The sequence below is a fragment of the Phytohabitans maris genome (assembly GCF_031085175.1).
Lineage (GTDB): Bacteria > Actinomycetota > Actinomycetes > Mycobacteriales > Micromonosporaceae > Phytohabitans > Phytohabitans maris.
Map to the genome: position 1 here is coordinate 113,545 of NZ_JAVHUY010000027.1, position 18,754 is coordinate 132,298.

Sequence of the window (18,754 nt, forward strand, 5' to 3'; positions counted from 1 at the left end):
ATCGCCGATCTTGGGAGGCGCCAACGTGGCCGAGGTGTTTGCCGTCGAAACGACGATCGAGCGTCCGGTGGAGCAGGTGTGGGCCCAGTTGACCGACTGGCCCGGCGCCGCGCGGTGGATGCCGGGGGTGGAGTCGGTACGGGTCGACGGCAACGTCCTCACCGTGCACTCGCGTGGCCGCGACCGCACGAGCCGGATCACCGCCTACGAGCCCGGCCGGTCGGTCGCGCTCACCTCGGAGCGGGGCGGGGTGCGCGCGACCTACGTCTACACCTGTGAAGCGACCGGCGCCGGGACGCGGGTGTCGCTGCGCGCCGACTGCGTGTTCTCCGGACCGTGGAAGCTCGCCGGCGCGATGATCAGGGGCGCGATCCGCCGGGCCGACAGCGGCCAGCTCCAGTCGTTCAAGCGGGTCGTCGAGACGGTACCCAGCGACACCTGAGGGTCTACTGTGGCCGGACGTTGTGGTTGCCGGCGAAGAGGTTCGCGGGGTCGTAGCGGCGCTTGACGGCCGCGAGCCGGGCGTAGGTCGGCGCGGGATAGATCGCGGCGACGTCCTCCTGGCTCGCCGAGGAGAGGAAGTTCGCGTAGGCGCCCTCGACGTGCGGTGCGAGTCGCCGCCAGGTCGCGTCCAGCGCGGGCCGGGCGGCCTCCACGACCGGCGCCGGGCCCGCGACGGTCGTCACCACCATCAGCTCCGCCGGCCGGTACGCGTAGGCGGTGGCGCCGTCGGGGACGCGGGACACCGCACCGCCGACGCTCCGGATCGCGATGAACGGCGGCCGCTGCGCGGTACCGACCTCGGCGAGGACGCGCAGGACCTCGGGCACCGACCCCGCGCCGACGAACGCGCTCCGGGTCACCAGCCGGAAGCCCGGCGGCAGGGTCAGGCCGTCGACGAGCGTGTCCGCGTAGGGCTTCGGCGCCACGTCGTCGTCGATCACCGTGCCGAGCCGGCGGAGCGGGTCGAGCGCCCGCGCCGCGCGGTCCGGGTCGTCGCCGTCGAAGGTGACGTGGATCTCGACCGGGGCCGCCGGTCCGCCGGCGAGGGGGTTGGCGATGTTCGCGACGGAGGTGAGCTCGTCGGGCGCGGTGCGCAGGAGGTCCGCCCACGCCGGCAGCACGCTGGCCACCTCCGCCGCCGGGAAGGTGATCCGGCCGTGGAAGACGTCGGTCGTCGGGTGCGCCACGAACTCGAAGGCGGTCACGATCCCGAAGTTTCCGCCGCCACCGCGGATCGCCCAGAACAGCTCCGGGTTTTCCGCCGCGCTCGCCCGCACCACCTCCCCGCCGGCGGTGACCAGCTCCGCGGCGGCCAGGCTGTCCAGGGCGAGGCCGTACTTCCTGACCTTCCAGCCGATGCCACCGGTCAGCGTCAGCCCGCCGACGCCGACGCCCCTCGTGTCACCCGAGGAGATCGCCAGGCCGTACGGGGCCAGGGCGGCCGCGACCTGACCCCAGGTGGCACCGCCGCCGATCCGCACGAGGTGGCGTTCCTTGTCGACGACCTCCACGCCCGCGAGCCCGCTCAGGTCGATCACCACGCCGCCGTCGTTGGTGCCGAAACCCGGAAAACCGTGACCACCACCGCGTACGGAGAGGGGAAGCCCCGCCGCGGCGGCGAACCCGACACCGGCTCGCACGTCCTCGACACTCCCGGGCCGCAGGACGTAGGCCGGACTGCCCATGGCCAGCACCGAGCGGCTGGCTGACCCGTACTCCGCCGCGCCCGGCTCGACGATGTCGCCGGCGAAGTCCTGGCGGAGGGTGTCGATCGCTGTACTCATGACGTTCCTTTCGGCGCTGTGCGGCACGTGACGCACATGGAGATGCCGTCGGCGCGAGCCGCGTGACACCGCGACGCCGTGACGCGAGCCACCGCCCGCGAATGTCACAAAGCCGCGGGTACCGGCGTCGGGTGTGTGGATACGGTCGACAGCGAACAAGGCGGGAGTCCGACGATGAGCTCACCTGGCGGGCGGATGGACGGCGCCACCGACGTGTTCGTCGCCCACCGCGACCTGCTCTTCACGGTCGCGTACGAGATGCTCGGTTCGGCCGCCGACGCCGAGGACGTACTGCAGGAGACCTGGCTGCGCTGGGTGGGCGTCGACCTCGACACGGTACGGGAGCCGCGCGCGTACCTGGTCCGGATCACCACCCGCCAGGCGCTCACCCGGCTGCGTACGCTCCGCCGGCGCAAGGAGTCCTACGTCGGCCCCTGGCTGCCCGAGCCGCTGCTGACCTCACCCGACGTGGCGGAGGACGTCGAGCTGGCCGAGAGCGTGTCGATGGCGATGCTGCTGGTACTGGAGACGCTCACGCCGACCGAGCGGGCGGTGTTCGTGCTGCGCGAGGTGTTCGACCTGGAGTACGGCGAGATCGCGGAGGCCGTCGACAAGAGCCCGGCCGCGGTCCGCCAGATCGCCCACCGGGCCCGGGCACACGTGGCGGCGCGGCGGCCGCGCGGGGTCGTCTCTGCGGACGAGGCCCGGGACGCGCTCGCGGCGTTCCAGCGGGCGGTGGAAACCGGCGACCTGCGCGGCCTGCTCGACATCCTCGCGCCCGACGTCGTCCTGGTCGGCGACGGCGGCGGCGTCGTGCCGGCCGCCCTGGCGCCGCTCGTCGGCGCCCCCGGGGTGGCCGACGTCCTCCGCAAGATCGACGCGACGGTGTCGATGCGGCCGGCACAGGTCAACGGCTACCCGGCGCTGATCTTCCGGCGCGCCGGCAGGATCGACACCGTCATCGCGGTGCGCATCGACGACGGCCTGGTCACCGGCCTCTACGCCGTGCGCAACCCGGAGAAGCTGTCGCATCTGGAGCGGGAGACCGCCCTGCGCCGCTGAACCGCGCCGCGCCACCCGGTGCCGGGCTCATCGGGCCGCCGCCTGGGCCGCTACGGCCAGGTCGCTGGCCCGCCGGTCGGGCTCCACTGTGGAGTGGATGCGGTTCATCACGTAGCCGAACGCCAGCCCGCTGGCCGGGTCGGCGAAGCCCAGCGATCCGCCGTGGCCGGCGTGGCCGAACAGCGTCGGGGTGAACCACGGCACGTCCGGGGTGGGCAGGCCGAAGCCGAGCGCCCACCGGGTCGGTGTCCCCAGGATCCGGTCGACGCCAGCGGCCTGCTCGGCGGTCGCGGCGGCGAGGGTTGCCGGGTCGAGGATCCGGCGGCCGTCGACCGGGCCGGCGAGGGCGGCGTAGAACCGCGCGAGCGCGTGGGCCGTACACGCCGCGTTGACCGCCGGGATCTCGGCGGCGCGCAGGTCCGGCCGGTTCAGGTCCAGCGGCTCGTCGGTGGAGAGCAACGCCCGGACCACCAGCGAGGAACGGTCGAGGCCGGACAGGTCCAGCGGCGGCGCCACGATCCGGCTGGCCCGGTGCTGTTCGTCGTCGGGCAGCCCGATCCAGACGTCGAGGCCGAACGGGTCGGCGATCTCCTCCCGGAGGAAGGTGCCGATGCCCCGGCCGGAGACCCGCCGGACCAGTTCGCCGACGATCCAGCCGTACGTGAACGCGTGGTAGCCGTGTGCGGTGCCCGGCTCCCAGGCCGGTGCCTGCGCGGCGACGGCCTTCGTGACGGGATCCCACGCGGTCACCTCGGCGCTCGACAGTGGACGGTCGAGGGCCGCCACTCCGGACCGGTGCGAGAGCACCCACCGCACCGGGATCCGGTCCTTGCCGGCGGCGGCGAACTCCGGCCAGTACCGCGCGACCGGCGCGTCCAGGTCCAGGTCGCCGCGCTGGACGAGCAGGTGCGCGCACGCCGCGACCACGCCCTTCGTGGCCGAGAAGACGACCTGCGGGGTGTCGCGTCGCCAGGGGCGTCCGGCGTCCGGGTCGGCCATGCCGGCCCAGAGGTCCACGACCGGGCGGCCGTGGTAGTAGACGCAGACCGCGGCACCGATCTCTCCGTACCGGTCGATGTTTCCCGCGAACGCCTCCCGGACGGCGGTGAAGCGGGGCTCGGCGAAACCGTGGATCTCCACTCGTTCTCCTCTGGCATGGGGGACGCGAGTCAGGCTATGACGACACCATCCGTTAGACAACCCGTACTATATTTGTCAGGAACTCATGACACCTCTAGGATGTGGGCGTGCACATCGCGCTGGACGACCTACCCGGACACTCCGGCTCGACCGTCGAGCGGCTGCCCGACGGCTCGCTCGCCGAGACCGACCCGAGCCGCGGCGAGGGCGCCGGCGGCGGCCGGCATCCCTCGGCGGTCGCGGTGCTCGCGCGCTGCTCGTGCGGCTGGACCGGCCCGACCGAGCACCACCCCGACGAAGCGGGCCGGATGTCCGCCGTCTCGGACTGGATCGCCCACATGCGACCGCTGTGGGCGGCCGCACCGCCGGCGTGGCTGCTCAACCGATCCGACTCGCTCCGCGAGAGCGTCACCGAGCTCACCGGCACGTGGCCGTTGCAGGCCTTGGGACTCCTCGCCCACGTGGAGCGCTGGCAGCGCACCGCCACCGAGCAGGCCGTCGCCCGGGCCCGCGACGCGGGCAGTTCCTGGGCCGACATCGGCGCGGTGCTCGGCATCACCCGCCAGTCCGCACACGAGCGGTTCGGCCCGGCCCGCACCACCGGCAAAGCCCCCCGCGGCGGCCGCCGCCTCACCCAGCCATGACCCGCCGACCGAGGCGTCGGTCCACGCGCTGGGAGTTCAGGGCCGGAGGTTTCGCTTCACGGCGCGGAGTGTGTGCGAGTAGCCGACCTTCTCGTGCCCGACGACCTCGACGACGCAGGAGAGCGACACCAGCGCGATCACCGTGACCAGCGCGGCGAGGTTCGCGCCGTCGGCGAGGTGGATGGGGGTGTGCGGGTCGACGACGGCGGCGATGACGACCGCGGCGGCGATGGGGACGAGCGTGCCGACGAACAGCGGCAGGTGGGTCAGATCGAAGGAGCGCACCAGCAGGCTCCAGAGCAGGAAGACCAGGACGATGACGATCGCGACCGGTACGGCCAGGGCGAGCGTGATCTGCAGCAGGGAGAGCACCTCGTGCTCCACGCCGTCCGCGGCCACGCGAAGGCCGGCGCCGACGGCGGCGACCGCGCCGAACAGCGGCAGGTGCGCGTGCCGCCACGGGAACGTCCGGGTGGGCCACCGGGTCAGGATCGTGCGCGCCGGAACCAGGTAGTACGCCCACCACAGACCGGCGGCGATGACCAGTCCCGACGCGGCGATCACCACGGCGGCGACGGACCATCCGGTGTCGCGTACCAGCACGCCGACGGCCGCGACCGTGGCCGCGACCACCTCGCCGAGGGTGATGAGGGTGAGCAGGCCGAACCGTTCGGCGATGTGGCCCGGGTCCCAGGGCGCGCGGCCGAACCGGCGCTCGATGACGACCGGTGCGACAAGCTCGGCGGCGGCCAGCAGTACGAGGGCCGCGATCGTGGCGCCCGTGGGCAGGCCGGGCAGCGTCGTGAGCACCCATCCGACCTGGGCGACGCTGATCGTCACGGCGTAGGCGGTCGAGGTGCGCCGGTGCTCGGGGTCTTCCCGCGCCGCCCGCAGCCACAGCACCACGAGCGGCACCCGCATGATGACGTACCCCACCACCAGGAGCGCGTTGTTGGGGCTCCCGCCGTGCGCGGTGTCGGCGAAGCTCACCGGCAGCCCGAAGGAGAAGATGACGACGCCGACCATCTGCACGACCGTCGCCACGCGAAAGAGCGCGTCGTCGTTGCCGTAGGCCGAGCTGAACCAGGTGAAGTTCAGCCAGGCCCAGGTCACACCGAAGATCGCGAAGGCGTACGCGCCCAGGCCCGCGCCGACCTCGCCCTCGGTGATCGCGTGCGCGAGCTCGTCCGCCGCCACCGCGAAGGCGATCACGTAGGTGAGGTCGTAGAACAGCTCGAGCGGGGTGACCGAGCCGGGAACCCGACCTGACATCGGTCGCAGCCGATGCCGCAGGTCGTCCCGCAAACGCGATGCCAACTCCGGTTCCGTCATGCGTTCATCTTCTGTGGCGCGTGTCCGGCTGTCAGCCGGCTCCGCACGCGGGCCGGGCTCGGCGGGCGGGTCTTGAGACCCTCAGGACCAGGGCGTTTGGCGGTGCGCGGCCAGGCGGACCCCGGCGCAAGATCAAGGTAGCGACGTGATCTCCGGTCGACGGCCCGCGGTCACCGTCGCCGGGCGTTGCCGTGTGGAAGGGAGGCAAGGGTATGACGTCGTCGCGGGTACGACCTCGACCAGCGCCGAGTGGCCCGACCCGGCTGGAGATGAGCCCGCGCGGCGTGTGGCTGTTCTTCGCGCTCGCGTTCGGCATCGGATGGGGCATCGGGTTCCTGATGGTCCTCTTCGCCGACCAGGTCGAGGCGCTCTTCGGCGAGATCGGCTACACCAACCCGGTGTTCATCCTGCTCGTCTACTCGCCGGCCATCGCCGGCATCGCCCTGGTGTGGCGGCACTACGGGATACGGGGCGTGGGCAGCCTCCTGCGCCGCGCCACCCTCTGGCGGATGCCCGCCGCCTGGTGGATCTTCCTGATCCTCGGCATCCCCGCCGTCAAGTACGCCGGCGCGGCGATCAACGGCACCCTCACCGACGTCGAGTTCACACCCTGGTACGGCGTCTTCGGCGCCCTGCTCGCCGCCCTGCTGATCGGGCCGGTCGAGGAGATCGGCTGGCGCGGCGTGGCGCTGCCACTGCTGCAACGGCGGTACACCCCCTTGTGGGCCAGCCTGATCCTGGGCGGGTTCTGGGCGGTCTGGCACCTGCCGTCCTTCTTCCTCAGCGACACCCCGCAGAGCGCCTGGTCGTTCGGCCCGTTCGTGATCGGCGTACTGGCGCTGTCGGTGCTGCTGACCCCGATGTTCAACGCCGCGGGCGGCAGCATCCTGGTCGCCGCCCTGTTCCACTTCCAGATGAACGGCCCGACCTGGCCCGATGCCCAGCCGTGGGAGAACTACCTGTTCGCGGCCGCCGCCGTCGTCGCCGTACTCCTCAACCGCACCGCGATGCTGCACCGCGACCGCGCCGTCACCGAGGTGCTGGCGCCCTCGTCGTGACCGGTACCGCCGAGACGGGTCACCCGCGGCCCGGCTGAACGCGGCGGCCCGGATCTTCCGGCGTGACACTACGCCGTCGATACCACCGCGAGGAGGATCAGACCAAGGTCGACAAACCGATCCGGATCGGTGGCGCCACGGGCGTGGTACTACTGCCCAGACAAGGGCAGGACCAGCGGAAACGGGCGAGCTGATGGCGGCGAGCAAGGCGGAAACGCTGCTCCGGAAACCGGGGCAACCGCCAGGCGTCAGCTATCTGGAGCTCTTCTTCGACCTGGTGTTCGTCTTCGCGTTGACCCAGCTCTCCCAATGGCTCCTCGAAGACATCACGTCCCGGTGGCAAATCGTCAAGGCGGCCCAGGCGCTGCTGCTGCTGTTGGCACTGTTGATGCTCTGGTTCGTGGTGGCATGGGTCACCGACGTGTACGACCCGCAGCAGCCGGAAGTCCAGCTGGTGGTCGCGGGAGCCATGTTCGGCATCCTGGTGATGGCGGTCGCGCTGCCCGAGGCGTTCGGCTCCCGGGGGTTGGTCTTCGCCGGTGCGTACGTCGCGATCCACCTCGGCCGCGGCCTCGTCCTCGTGCCCGCCCTGCGCGGCCACAAGGCCCAGCGCCGGTCGGCGGGCGGGATGCTGTGGTTCGCGGTGTCCGCCGTGCCGTGGATCGTCGGGGCGACCGCCGCCGGGGGTTCGGCGCGTGCGGCGTGGTGGGCCCTGGCCATCGCCATCGAGTACACGGGGGCGATGCTCTTCTTCCCCGCGCCGTGGTTTCGCCGGCCGACCGCGACGGGGTGGCCCGTCGTGCCCGAGCACTTCGGCGAGCGCTACCGGCAGTTCGTCACCATCGCCATCGCCGAGCTGATCGCGGTCACCGGAGTCGCCGGCGGCATGCACCTGACGAGCCGTACCACCGTGGCCGCGTTCTTCGTGTCGTTCACGACCACCGTGCTGCTGTGGCGGACATATCTCTATCAGGCCGCGTCGTTGCTACCCGCCGCCATCGCGGCGGCCACCACGCCAGCCCGCCTCGTCCGCCGGGCACTGCTCACCCACGTGATCATGGTGGCCGGCATCCTCGCCACCGACGCCGGCTTCCAACTGGTCATCGGGCGGCCGCTCGGGCACACCAGTCCGGGCTGGGTCGGCGTCATCATCGGCGGGCCCGTCCTGTACCTGGCCGGACGCGTCCTGTTCGGGCACACGATATACGGCCGGGTGTCGCACTCCCGGGCGATCGGCGCACTACTGCTCGCCGGCGTCTCGCCGGCGATGGTCCTCCTGCCGCCGTTGGCCGTCGCCATCACCCCCACTCTCGTCCTGGCCGGCATCGTGATCTCGGACGCCGTCCTCGCCAGGGGCCGCCCCCGCAAACCGCCGTCACCCCCCAGCTGACCGCCATCGCGGAAAGGCGCGACGGCGGTTCAATCCCGCCGCCGCGGGTACCCCCGGTTGCCCAGCGGCGGAAGGAGAGGCATGTCCCGGTCCCGGCACGCGGCGCTGCTGTTCGCCGCCCTCGGCACGGTTCACGTGGGCGCCACCGCCGCGCACAACCAGTGGCTGGACGCGGCGACCAAGCCGCTGCTGCTACCGGCATTGGCGCTCTACGCGATCGCCGCCTACCGGGAACGTGGCGCGCGGGTGAGCCGCCGCCTGCTGCTCTCGCTCGCCCTGGCCTGCGCCGGCGGCGTCGCCCTGCGGGCGGACGGGCGGGCCGGGTTGATCGTCGGGATGGTCTTCTTCCTCGCCGCGTACGCGATCTACGCCGCCGAGTTCATCCGGTCCGGCGCGGTCGGGCGCCTGCGGCGCTGGCCTCGGTGGCTCGTCCCGCTCGGCTACGGCACCGCCGTGACGGCCGCGATGGCGTGGCTGTGGTACGGCCTCAGCGACCGCGGCGTCGCGCTGCCGATGGCCGGCTACGCCGCGCTGATGGCGCTGATGGCGGCGACCGCCACCACGTGGGGCTGGCGCGTCGGCCTGGGCGCCGGCCTGCTGGTCGCGTCGGACGCCCTGATCGGCATCGGCCTGGCCGAGGTCGCCGAGGTACCCGGCCGGCCGGCGCTGGTGATGGCGACGTACCTGCTGGGTCTGGCCCTCGTGGTCGACGGCTGGACCGGACGCGCGCTTCGGCCGGGCTGACCCACCACACCGCGACGGCCGACCCCCGCGGAGCGAGCGCGCGGGTGACCTCGCGGTACGGTAACCGACACACGGGCGTAACACCTGACACCTAGCGTCCTGATGATCATGATCATCGGGAAGGCGGGTGCGTAATGGGGACGATCGATCGACGGCGGTTCATCGGAGCGGTCGGGGCGGCCGGTGGCCTGGGTGTCGTGGCGGGGCTGCCCGAGGCCGCGTCGGCGCACGGGTCGGCGGGTCGGCGGCCCGGGAAGGGGCGGTTCGAGCTGATCGAGGCGACCGTCGCCGGCATCCACGAGGCGTACCGGCGCGGGCAGCTCACCTGCCGCGAGCTGGTCCGGCAGTACCTCGACCGGATCGCCGCGTACGACAAGCGGGGCCCGGCACTGCGCTCCGTGATCACCGTCAACCCGCGGGCCCTGGAGATCGCCGACGAGCTGGACCGGCGGTACCGGCGCTCCGGGCGGCTGACCGGCCCGCTGCACGGCATCCCGGTCATCCTCAAGGACAACTTCGACACGGTCGACATGCCGACCACCGGCGGCAACCTCGCGATGCGCGAGTCCCGGCCGAGCCGCGACGCGTTCACGGTGGCGAAGATGCGCGCGGCCGGGGCGATCATCCTGGCCAAGTCCAACCTCCAGGAGTTCGCCCGGGGCGGCAACTCGGTCAGCTCGCTCGGCGGCCAGGTGCTCAACCCGTACGACCTGAGCCGTACGCCGGGCGGCTCCAGCGGCGGCACCGGCGCCGCCATCGCCGCCAACTTCGGCGTACTCGGCACCGGCAGCGACACCGGCCAGTCGATCCGCTCCCCCGCCTCGGCCAACAGCCTGGTCGGCGTCCGCCCCACCCGGGGGCTGGTCAGCCGCGCCGGCGTGATCCCGAACAGCCTCACCCAGGACGAGATCGGCCCGATCACCCGTACCGTCGAGGACGCCGCCCGGCTGCTCGACGTCATGGTCGGCTTCGACCCCGCCGACCCGATCACCGCCTTCGGCGTGGGGCGCACGCCCCGCAGCTACCTCGACCGGCTCGACAAGAACGCGCTGCGTGGCGCCCGGATCGGCGCCATCAAGAACCTCTACGGCACCGAGGAACGCCACCAGCAGGTCAACCGGGTCATGGCCAAGGTGGCCGCGACGATGCGGGCCAAGGGCGCCACGGTCGTGGAGTTCGACCTGCCCGCGTACACCGAGCTCGCCGGCGCGGTCGCCACCTCGCAGTGGGAGGCGCGCACGATGATGGACCGCTACTTCGACTCGCTCCCGCCGACCGCGCCGGTCCAGACGTTCGAGCAGCTCGTCGCGAGCCACACCGCCGTACCGGACGTGCAGGCCTCGCTCGAAGCCGAGCTCGCGGTCGAAGACGGGCTGAACAACCCGACGTACAAGGACCGCACCCTCAACCGCGACAAGCTGCGCCAGGCGGTCGCCGCGAAGATGGCCGAGCTCGACCTGGACGCCATCCTGTACCCGCTGCAGAAGGTGCTCGTCGCCGAGGTCGGCACGGCGCAGCTGGAGCGAAACGGCACCCTCTCCAACGGCACCGGCTTTCCGGGCGTCTGCTTCCCCGGCGGCTTCTCCGCGCCCACGCCGACCGCCCCGCTCGGCGTACCGGTCGGGGCCGAGCTGCTCGGCCGCGACTACAGCGAGCCGCTGCTGCTCGCCCTCGCCTACGCCTACGAGCAGGCCGCGCACCCCCGCAAGGCCCCGGCCAGCACCCCACCCCTGCGCTGACCACACCTCGCCGGCGGACGTCCACTGTGGACGTCCGCCGCGCGTGCGTCAGCTCACCGGCGACGCCGGTCCGGCGAGGTGCCGGGCGTAGGCATCGGTGGTGAAGAAGGCGGGGAGCTCCTCGCCGAGCGCGTCGTCGACGAAGATGCCGGCGGCTCTGGCGAGCCGGTCGTCGTCGGCCGGGGAACGGTCCTGGCGGAGGGCGGCGAGCTCTTCGTCCATCATGGACCGAACCAGGTCGGCGGTGACGTACCCGCCGCCGGCCAGCGGCGTGCCGTGGTGTATCCACTGCCAGATCTGGCAACGGGCGATCTCGGCGGTGGCCGCGTCCTCCATCAGGTCGAAGATGGCGACCGCGCCGGTGCCGGCCAGCCAGGCGTCCAGGTACCGCAGCGCGACGGCGACGTTGTTGCGCACGCCGTGGTACGTGACCTGGCCCGGGGTCCGGTCGACGGCGAGCAGGTCGTCGGCGGTGACGGTGACCTCCTCGCGCCGGCGGTCGACCTGGTTGGGCCACTCGCCGAGCACCGCGTCGAAGGCCGCCCGGCACACCGGCACCAGGCCCGGGTGGGCCACCCAGGAGCCGTCGAACCCGTCGCCGGCCTCCCGCTCCTTGTCGGCGCGGACCTTCTCCAGCGCGGCCCGGTTGGCGGCCGGTTCCTTGCTGGGGATGAAGGCCGCCATGCCGCCGATCGCGTGCGCGCCGCGCCGGTGGCAGGTCCGCACGAGCGACTCGGTGTACGCCCGCATGAACGGCACGGTCATGGTGACCGCCGCCCGGTCGGGCAGTACGAAGTCGTCGCGGTTGCCGAAGTTCTTGATGACGCTGAAGATGTAGTCCCAGCGGCCGGCGTTGAGTCCCGCCGAGTGCTCCCGCAGCTCGTACAGGATCTCCTCCATCTCGAACGCGGCCGTGATGGTCTCGATCAGCGTCGTGGCGCGGATGGTCCCCCGCGGGATGCCCACGTAGTTCTGAGCGAACCGGAAGACGTCGTTCCACAGCCGGGCTTCCAGGTGGCTTTCCAGCTTCGGCAGGTAGAAGTACGGCCCGCGGCCGGCGTCGATGAGCCGCTGCGCGCAGTGGTAGAAGTAGAGTCCAAAGTCGACCAGGCTGGCCGAGATCGGGCGGCCGTCGACCACGATGTGCTTTTCCGCGAGGTGCCAGCCGCGCGGCCGCACGACGATCGTCGCCGTCTCCTCGCCGAGGGCGTAGCGCTTGCCGCTCGGCGCGGTGAAGTCGATCCGGCGGTCGATCGCGTCGATCAGGTTGAGCTGGCCGGTGACGATGTTGTGCCAGGTGGGCGACGTGGCGTCCTCGAAGTCGGCGAGCCAGACCTTGGCGCCGGAGTTGAGGGCGTTCACGGTCATCTTGCGGTCCGTCGGTCCGGTGATCTCGACCCGCCGGTCGAGCAGGCCCGGCGCCGGCGGCGCGACGCGCCACGACGGGTCCTCGCGGATCGCCCGGGTCTCGGGCAGAAAGCCGGGCAGCTGGCCCTCCGCGTAGCGGGCCCGGCGGGCGCGGCGGGTGTCGAGCACCTGGACCCGCCGGGTGGCGAACTCGCCGTCCAGCGCCACCAGGAAGTCCAGCGCCTTCTGGTCGAGCACCTCGCCGAACCGGTCCTCCATCCGGCCGGTGACCTGGATTCTCATTGGAACTGCGCCTCCTCGGTCGAGCCGCGCAGGGCGGTGGTCTCGGCGTCCGGGTTGAGCACGGTGCTGATCAGGTCGAAGTAGCCCGTCCCCACCTCGCGCTGGTGCTTGACCGCGGTGTAGCCCTCGGCCTCGGCGGCGAACTCCCGCTCCTGCAGCGACACGTACGCCGGCATGCCCTCGGTGGCGTAGCCGCGGGCGAGGTCGAACATGGAGTAGTTCAGGGCGTGGAAGCCGGCGAGCGTGATGAACTGGAACTTGTACCCCATGTGGCCCAGCTCGCGCTGAAACTTGGCGATCGTGGCGTCGTCCAGGTGCTTGCGCCAGTTGAACGACGGCGAGCAGTTGTACGCCAGCAGCTGGTCGGGGTACCGCTGCTTGACCGCCTCGGCGAAGCGGCGCGCCACCTCGAGGTCGGGCGTGCTCGTCTCCATCCACAGTAGATCCGCGTACGGCGCGTACGCGATGCCGCGCGCGATGCACGGCTCGATCCCGTCGCGCACCCGGTAGAAGCCCTCGGCCGTACGCTCGCCGGTGATGAACGGCCGGTCCCGCTCGTCGACGTCGGTGGTGATGAGGGTGGCCGCCTGCGCGTCGGTGCGGGCGACGATGACGCTCGGGATGCCGGCGACGTCGGCGGCGAGCCGGGCCGCGTTGAGCGTACGGATGTGCTGGCCGGTGGGGATCAGCACCTTGCCGCCGAGGTGCCCGCACTTCTTCTCGGAGGCGAGCTGGTCCTCCCAGTGCACGCCGGCGGCGCCCGCGGCGATCATCGCGGTCATCAACTCGTACGCGTTGAGTACGCCGCCGAAGCCGGCCTCGGCGTCGGCCACGATCGGCGCGAGCCACTCGACCGGCGGCTCGACGCCTTCGGCCGTGGTGATCTGCGCGGCCCGCAGCAGCGCGTTGTTGATCCGGCGCACCACCGCGGGCACCGAGTTGGCCGGGTAGAGGCTCTGGTCCGGGTACGTGTGCCCGGCGAGGTTGGCGTCCGCGGCCACCTGCCAGCCGGACAGGTAGATCGCCTTGAGGCCGGCCCGGACCATCTGCACCGCCTGGTTGCCGGTCAGGGCGCCCAGCGCGTGCACGTACGGCTCGTCGTGCAGCAGCGCCCAGAGCCGCTCGGCGCCGCGGCGGGCGAGGGTGTGCTCCTCCTGGATCGCGCCGCGCAGGCGCACCACGTCGTCCGCCGTGTATGTCCGCTCGACGCCACGCCAGCGCGGGTCGGTCGTCCACTCGTCCTGCAGGCGTTGCGCGTTCGTGTTCATCGCTTTCTCCTTAGCGGGGCTATTCGCAAAACTTGGCACCCAGGTCGACGGCCCGTAAAGGGACGGAATCGGCCAATTATTGAGAAGCCTCGGCGCCATTTTGCGAAGTTGCGAATTACCGCCTTCTCAGGGCTGCTAATCTGACCGGGTGACCAAGACGTTCGCGGGGGCACGGCTGCGGCGCCTGCGCGAGGACCGCACGATCAGCCAGGTCGACCTGGCCCGGCAGCTCGGCATCTCGGCCAGCTATCTCAACCAGATCGAGCACGACGCCCGCCCGCTGACCGTTCCGGTGCTGATCCGGATCACCGAGCTGTTCGGCGTCGACACCGCCTTCTTCGCGCCGCACGACATCCCGCGGCTCGTGCACGACCTGCGCGAGGCGCTCCCGCCGCGGGTCACCGTGCCCGACCTGACCGACCTGGCCACCAAGCTGCCCGAGGTGGCCGAGGCCGTGATCGAGCTGTTCCGCCGCTACCGGCAGGCCAACGACCAGCTGGCCGAGGTCGTCGGCGACCGTGACCTGGTGCCCGGGCGCAGCCCGCACGACCAGGTGAGCGACTTCTTCTACCGCCGGCAGAACTACATCCCCGACCTCGACGAGACGGCCGAGGCCCTGGCCGAGCGGATCGGCGTGCGGCGCGGCGAGACCCGCGCGGTGCTGGCCGACCGGCTCGCCGACCGGCACGGCATCCACATCACCCGGGACGACACCGCGAGCCTCGCCGGCGAGCTGCACCGCTACCGGCCGGAGACCCGCACGCTGCACCTGTCCACGTCGCTGCGGGCCGGCCAGGAGGCGAGCCGGATCGCCGCGCAGATCGGCCTGCTGGAGTGCGCCGACATCATCGACGAGATCATCGAGGAGGAGCAGGTCGAAGACGTGCAGACCCAGATCCTCATGCGGGTCGGGCTGGCCAACTACTTCGCCGCCGCGCTCATCTTCCCCTACCAGCGCTTCCTCACCGCCGCCGAGACCATGCGATACGACATCGAGCTGCTCACCAACCACTTCGCGATGGGCTGGGAGACGGTCTGCCACCGGCTGAGCACGTTGCAGCGCCCCAAGGCACGCGGCGTGCCGTTCTCGTTCGTCCGGGTCGACCGGGCCGGCAACATGTCCAAGCGCCAGTCGGCCACCGGCTTCCCGTTCTCCCGCTCGGGCGGCACCTGTCCACTGTGGAACGTGTACGAGGCGTTCAGCGCGCCCGGCCGGGTCATGACCCAGATCGCGGCCATGCCGGACGGGCAGCGCTACCTGTGGATCGCCCGCACGGTCAACCGGCACCTCGGCGGCTTCCGCCAGCCCGGCAAGGTCTTCGCGATCGGCCTCGGCTGCGAGACCCGGCACGCGAGCCGGCTCGTCTACGCCGACGGCCGCGACCTCGACGCGACCGACACCGCCACCCCGATCGGCCCCGGATGCAAGACCTGCGAACGGCTCTCCTGCCCGCAGCGCGCCGCCGCACCGATCGGGCGCAGCCTCGACCTCGACGAAAACCGGAGCACGTTCATCCCGTATCCACTCAGGACGGACGCCTGACCCGAAGATCGAAGCTCCTCTCAAGGCGCGCGCAGCGTGAGGATCGTGGTGATCATGTTGACGCCGCCGAGGATCGTGCCGAGCCCGGAGACGGCGACGCCGACGATCCACATGTTGGCGCCGACACCGGGCGAGTGGACCACGTCGCTGAGCGGTGTGTACGCGAACCAGCCGAAGTCCGCCGCGCCGCCCGGGGTGAGGAAGCCGGCCAGGGTGAGCGAGCCGCCGGCGACGAAGAGCCAGAACGCGAAGGCGTTCAGCCGGGGGAAGGAGCCAACTCGGCCCGCATGAGCAGCGCCATGAAGCCACCGATCACGAAGAACGCGAACGAGGCGACCAGATACATGATCCCGATCTGCTTCGCGTCGGTGGTGCGCAGGATCCGCGCGATGGCCGAGCCGCGGACCGCCGGGCGCAGCGACGCCGGCCGGGTCTGGATCGGCTTGGGGACGAGGGCGGTCACGAAACCTCCGCGGTGTGGTCGGCGCGCCGGGCCCGGATCGGGTGGCCGGCGCTGGTCAGGCAGCGCCCGGTCGGCAGGTCGAACTTCCAGCCGTGCATCTGGCAGGTCAGCACCGAGTCGTCGAGCTCGGCGAAGCGCTCCAGGTTGGCCTTGAGGTGCGGGCAGTGCCGCTGCACCACCCAGTCGCCGATCTCGATGTCCTCCAGGTCGGTGGTCTGCGCCGCGTACCACGCCTCGGCGTACTGGAGCCGCTCCTGGCTCAGGCATTTGAAGAACGCGTAGACGAACTCGTTGTACTGGCCGACGCGGGCCGCCGAGAAGCGGCAGGACAGGAAGAGGCTGTTCACCCAGTCCACCTCGCCGGTGGCGAGCAGGTGCTCGACCAGCGAGCGCCGGGTCCGGAAGCGGTACCGCACCTTCTCCTCGCCGGCCGGGCGCACCCTGCGGGCCGGGAAGTCGAACATGATCCGTTCGACCACCACGTCGTCCTCGTCGGTCAGGTCCAGCCGCACCGGGCCGCCGACCCCGTCGGCGATGTGCGCGCTCCGCGCCAGCAGCGGCTCCACCCGCCAGGCCAGCTCCGCCAGCACGTCCAGGTCCGGATGGCGCCACGACGCCCGGGCCGCCTCGATCACCGGTCGCTGCCGCGAAGCGGGCGTTCGGCAAGCAGAAGCGGGAGCGCCAGCTGGACCGTCACAGCAGCGAGCGCAGGATCGGCACGCGCCGGCTGAGCAGCGCGGCGCCCGTGCTGGCCACGACGGCGAGGCCGGCGACGGCGGCGAAGGCGGCCAGGGCCGGCAGGGTGGTGTGGGTGAAGGCGAACTGCAGGGCCACCACGATCGGCAGGTGGATGATGTAGACGGTGTAGGAGCTGTCGGCCAGGGCGCGGGTGAGCCGGTTGTGTCCGGTGGCGACGTCGCGAAACAGGGTCAGCAGCCCGAGGCAGAATCCGACGCACAGGATCGTTTCGACCAGGGTCCAGCAGGCGGAGGCGGGGCTGGCGCCGCCGGTGGCGAAGAAGCTGGTGCCGGTACCGGTGGCGAACAGGGCCACGGCCAGCGCGACGCCGACGGCGAGCCAGGTGTAGCCGACCCGGCGCGGCAGCCCGGTGAGCCAGTCGTGCCGGTAGGCCAGGACGCCGGCGGTAAAGAACGCGACGTACTGCGCGAGCCGGGCGGGCTCGGCCTGGATGAACTCCGCGACGGGTACCCACTCGTCGAGCGGGTAGCGGATCCGGACCAGGAACGCCACGGCGGCCAGGGTCAGCGTGAAAGCGACGAGGGCGCGGTGCCCCGGCGCCGGCAGCGGCGGCGCCGGCCGGTGCGTGATCCGGCCGGCCCGGTGGGCCAGGGCGCGGGCGGCGAGGTAGAGCAGGCTCAGCACGAGCAGGTTCTGGATGAACCACAGGTGCCCGAACTGCAGGTCCGGCCAGATCGGCCCGCTCCAGTCCGCCGGCCGCTGCCCGAAGCCGAGGAAGACCTCGACGTAGTAGCGCGGGAACGAGATCGGCGGGTAGCCGCGGTACCGGATGTAGTAGACGTACATCAGCGCGGGGATGATCGTCGCGGCGCCGACCAGGAACGGGATGCCGAGCCGCCGGAGCCGGCCGCGGGCGAACCCCCAGGCGCCTCTGCGGTCGGCCGAGCGGGGTACGAGGTAGCCGGCGACGAAGAACAGCAGGCTCATCCGGAACGCCCCACCGACCGCGGAGAGGGTGGCCAGCACGCCGGTGTGCCGGTCGTCGTGGACGTACCACCAGTCCGGTGGCCCGTACGCCTGCGCGGCGTGGTGCACGACCACCATCAGGATCATCGCGACCCGCAGGTTGTCCAGGTAGTGCAGGTACGGGCGGGCGCCGGTCGGCGACTCACTCTTCACTCCAGAGGCACTAAACATCTGTTCAGTCTATTGAACAGGCGTTTAGCGTGGATGGGGTGGAGTCCCGGATCCGCGGGCTCGGGGATGACCCTGACGCGGGTCGGTGGATGGGTCGGAGGATGCCGGTGGCATACGGTGCGGACATGACGGTGTCGTCGGATCTGACCGGGCGGGCCAGACTGCGGGAGGCCGCGCTGCGGCTGTTCGCCGAGCGGGGGTTCGAGGCGACCTCGGCCCGGGCGGTGGCCGCGGCGGCGGGGCTGTCACCCGCGCTGGTGATCCACCACTTCGGGTCGAAGGAAGGCCTGCGCGCGGCGGTGGACGAGGAGGTCCTGGGCCGGGTCGGCGCCGCGCTGCGGGACGCCGACACCAGCGGCGACGCGATGGCGGCCGTGGGGGCGGTGTCGGCGCGGATGTTCGGCGCCGACCCGGTGCTGCGCGGCTACCTGCGCCGGGTGCTGCAGGAGGAGAGCCCGGCCAGCGCGGCCCTGTTCGCCCGCCTGCTGCACGGCGCGCGGGCCGAGCTGGACCGGCTGGTCGCCGCCGAGGGCGCGGACGCGGTGGACGTGGAGTGGGCACCGTTCCAGATGCTCTGCCTGATCCTGGGTCCGTTGCTGCTGGAGCCGGTGATGCAGCCCAACCTGGACCGGCCGATGTTCGACCCGCGGGTCCTGGCCGGCCGCAGCGCGGCGAACCAGCGGCTGCTGCGGCACGGCCTGTTCGGACCCGCCCGGGATCCCGCCGGCGGTACGTGAGGACACGCGGGTGCCCCGCTGGCGTCACCCTGCTCGCCGCCGCCGTCACGGCGGCGGCCGCGACCTGGATCCTGGTACCGGCGTCCGCGATGATGCCGCTCTGGATCGCCGCCATGCTCATCGGGCTGCTCCTCGGCCTGGTCATCTCCTTCGCCCAGGTCACCAACCCGGTCATCCTGCTGGCCTACGCGGTCGTCGAAGGGGTCTTCCTCGGCGCGGCGTCCAAGGCCTTCGAGACCCGCTGGAACGGCATCGTCCTGCAAGCGGTCATCGCCACCCTCGGCGTATTCCTCACCATGGC

The 18,754-nt window shown here is 72.0% G+C and carries 15 protein-coding genes and 3 pseudogenes; 10 read left to right on the forward strand and 8 right to left on the reverse strand.

Annotated elements, in window-relative coordinates; genetic code table 11:
* The first annotated feature begins 25 nt into the window (after positions 1-25).
* A complete protein-coding gene (locus RB614_RS26620) occupies positions 26-442 on the forward strand; it encodes an SRPBCC family protein (protein WP_308715375.1) in 417 nt (138 codons plus the stop codon).
* Positions 443-446: 4 nt separating this feature from the next.
* Here the strand turns inward: RB614_RS26620 and RB614_RS26625 are convergent, their stop codons facing one another.
* Positions 447-1,787 carry an FAD-binding oxidoreductase gene (locus RB614_RS26625; protein WP_308715376.1) on the reverse strand — a complete coding sequence of 447 codons (1,341 nt, stop codon included), beginning with the start codon at positions 1,785-1,787 and terminating at the stop codon, positions 447-449.
* Between the two features lie 174 nt (positions 1,788-1,961).
* On the opposite strand from RB614_RS26625, the gene RB614_RS26630 reads away from it, so the two are divergent.
* A complete protein-coding gene (locus RB614_RS26630) occupies positions 1,962-2,849 on the forward strand; it encodes an RNA polymerase sigma-70 factor (protein WP_308715377.1) in 888 nt (295 codons plus the stop codon).
* Between the two features lie 27 nt (positions 2,850-2,876).
* Here RB614_RS26630 and RB614_RS26635 read toward each other — a convergent pair whose 3' ends face one another.
* Positions 2,877-3,989: a serine hydrolase domain-containing protein gene (locus RB614_RS26635; RefSeq protein ID WP_308715378.1), complete on the reverse strand. Its 1,113-nt coding sequence runs from the start codon at positions 3,987-3,989 to the stop codon at positions 2,877-2,879.
* Between the two features lie 113 nt (positions 3,990-4,102).
* Here RB614_RS26635 and RB614_RS26640 point away from each other — a divergent pair.
* Positions 4,103-4,607: pseudogene (locus RB614_RS26640) on the forward strand (hypothetical protein); the annotation flags it as partial.
* Positions 4,608-4,669: 62 nt separating this feature from the next.
* Here the strand turns inward: RB614_RS26640 and RB614_RS26645 are convergent.
* Positions 4,670-5,905: a low temperature requirement protein A gene (locus RB614_RS26645; RefSeq protein WP_308715380.1), complete on the reverse strand. Its 1,236-nt coding sequence runs from the start codon at positions 5,903-5,905 to the stop codon at positions 4,670-4,672.
* A 272-nt stretch (positions 5,906-6,177) separates the two neighbouring features.
* Here RB614_RS26645 and RB614_RS26650 point away from each other — a divergent pair, with 272 nt between their 5' ends.
* The 4 genes from RB614_RS26650 to RB614_RS26665 all read left to right on the forward strand — a co-directional run bounded on the left by RB614_RS26650 (position 6,178) and on the right by RB614_RS26665 (position 10,896).
* On the forward strand, positions 6,178-7,023 hold the full coding sequence (locus RB614_RS26650) for a CPBP family intramembrane glutamic endopeptidase (protein WP_308715381.1): 846 nt from the start codon (positions 6,178-6,180) through the stop codon (positions 7,021-7,023).
* A gap of 193 nt (positions 7,024-7,216) precedes the next feature.
* Entirely contained in the window at positions 7,217-8,413 is a 1,197-nt protein-coding gene (locus RB614_RS26655; protein ID WP_308715382.1) for a low temperature requirement protein A, read from the forward strand.
* Between the two features lie 81 nt (positions 8,414-8,494).
* The gene (locus tag RB614_RS26660) at positions 8,495-9,157 is read left to right on the forward strand and encodes a lysoplasmalogenase family protein (RefSeq protein ID WP_308715383.1); all 663 of its coding nucleotides are present in this window, start codon (positions 8,495-8,497) and stop codon (positions 9,155-9,157) included.
* Between the two features lie 134 nt (positions 9,158-9,291).
* On the forward strand, positions 9,292-10,896 hold the full coding sequence (locus tag RB614_RS26665; protein ID WP_308715384.1) for an amidase family protein: 1,605 nt from the start codon (positions 9,292-9,294) through the stop codon (positions 10,894-10,896).
* Positions 10,897-10,944: 48 nt separating this feature from the next.
* On the opposite strand, the gene aceB is transcribed toward RB614_RS26665, so the two are convergent.
* Together aceB and aceA are read right to left on the reverse strand one after the other, a co-directional pair.
* Positions 10,945-12,546, reverse strand: a complete 1,602-nt coding sequence (gene aceB / locus RB614_RS26670) for a malate synthase A (RefSeq protein WP_308715385.1) — start codon at positions 12,544-12,546, stop codon at positions 10,945-10,947.
* On the reverse strand, positions 12,543-13,814 hold the full coding sequence (aceA, locus tag RB614_RS26675; RefSeq protein WP_308715386.1) for an isocitrate lyase: 1,272 nt from the start codon (positions 13,812-13,814) through the stop codon (positions 12,543-12,545). Before aceA ends, aceB begins: the two co-directional genes overlap by 4 nt.
* 148 nt (positions 13,815-13,962) lie before the next feature.
* On the opposite strand from aceA, the gene RB614_RS26680 reads away from it, so the two are divergent.
* Positions 13,963-15,357: a short-chain fatty acyl-CoA regulator family protein gene (locus RB614_RS26680; RefSeq protein WP_308715387.1), complete on the forward strand. Its 1,395-nt coding sequence runs from the start codon at positions 13,963-13,965 to the stop codon at positions 15,355-15,357.
* A gap of 23 nt (positions 15,358-15,380) precedes the next feature.
* Here the strand turns inward: RB614_RS26680 and RB614_RS26685 are convergent.
* The 3 genes and pseudogenes from RB614_RS26685 to RB614_RS26695 form a co-directional block, all read right to left on the reverse strand.
* Positions 15,381-15,820, reverse strand: a pseudogene (locus RB614_RS26685) (cbb3-type cytochrome c oxidase subunit I); the annotation flags it as partial.
* Positions 15,817-16,467 (reverse strand): annotated as a pseudogene (locus RB614_RS26690) (Rieske (2Fe-2S) protein); the annotation flags it as partial. The pseudogenes RB614_RS26685 and RB614_RS26690, both read right to left, overlap by 4 nt.
* Before the next feature lie 46 nt (positions 16,468-16,513).
* The gene (locus tag RB614_RS26695) at positions 16,514-17,716 is read right to left on the reverse strand and encodes an acyltransferase family protein (RefSeq protein ID WP_308715388.1); all 1,203 of its coding nucleotides are present in this window, start codon (positions 17,714-17,716) and stop codon (positions 16,514-16,516) included.
* Positions 17,717-17,841: 125 nt separating this feature from the next.
* Here RB614_RS26695 and RB614_RS26700 point away from each other — a divergent pair, with 125 nt between their 5' ends.
* Together RB614_RS26700 and RB614_RS26705 are read left to right on the forward strand one after the other, a co-directional pair.
* Positions 17,842-18,453: a TetR/AcrR family transcriptional regulator gene (locus RB614_RS26700; protein ID WP_308715389.1), complete on the forward strand. Its 612-nt coding sequence runs from the start codon at positions 17,842-17,844 to the stop codon at positions 18,451-18,453.
* The coding region (locus RB614_RS26705) for a Bax inhibitor-1/YccA family membrane protein (RefSeq protein ID WP_308715390.1) at positions 18,450-18,754 on the forward strand (305 nt) is incomplete at its 3' end. The genes RB614_RS26700 and RB614_RS26705, both read left to right, overlap by 4 nt.